The organism is Pseudoalteromonas sp. S2721 (genome assembly GCF_005887425.1).
GTDB lineage: Bacteria > Pseudomonadota > Gammaproteobacteria > Enterobacterales > Alteromonadaceae > Pseudoalteromonas > Pseudoalteromonas simplex.
Map to the genome: position 1 here is coordinate 1 of NZ_PNCZ01000084.1, position 865 is coordinate 865.

Here is an 865-nt window from a genome sequence, read left to right on the forward strand (position 1 = left end):
ACTTTAATTACAGCTAATGCATTTCAGATTATCAGTTCAAGGAGTGGACGATGGCTTTAGCAAGGAAGCGGCAAATCTGTTTGTCGAACACCAAATATTATCACTGTGTATCTCGTTGCGTCAGACGCGCTTACCTTTGTGGAGAAGACGCACTCACAGGCAAATCATATGAACACCGCCGAGTGTGGGTTGAACAGCGTCTGCTTGCTCTTGCAAAGGTATTTTGCATTGATGTATGTGCTTATGCGGTGATGAGTAACCATACACATGTTGTGCTTTATGTTGATGATAAAAAAGCAAATAGGTTATCGGATAAAGCCATCCTTTTACGCTGGTTTAAGCTCAGTAAAATGACGCCTTTAGGTCAAAAAGCCCTTCATGGTGAGCCGTTTAGTGATGGTCAACAAGTCTTCTTAAATAAAGAGGTTGCAGAATACAGAGCGCGCCTTTCGAGCATTAGTTGGTTCATGCGAATGCTAAATGAATATATTGCCAGACGGGCAAATAAAGAAGATGAATGTACTGGGCATTTTTGGGAAGGGCGCTTTAAAAGCCAAGCTATCCTTGATGAATCAGCGCTTTTAGCCTGCATGGCCTATGTTGATTTAAACCCTGTTCGTGCTAAAGCTGCGAGCACGCCGGAGCAATCGGACTATACCAGTTTTAAAAAGCGATGCGAAAGCGCGAAGGAGTCAAAGCAACCTAAATTACTAGTTCGTTTTATTGGTGGCATGAGTAAGTATAAATCAAAGGGAATACCTTTTGAGTTAAAGTCATACCTGCTACTTGTGGAGCAAACTGGGCGTTGTATCAGCGCGGATAAGCCTGGATATATAGAGCATCATTTACCTCCTATTCTTGAAAG

Annotated in this window: 1 protein-coding gene; it reads left to right on the forward strand. The window is 42.4% G+C overall.

The features are described from left to right. Window positions 1-50: 50 nt before the first annotated feature. The coding region (locus CWC02_RS20295) for a transposase (RefSeq protein WP_138619921.1) at window positions 51-865 on the forward strand (815 nt) is incomplete at its 3' end.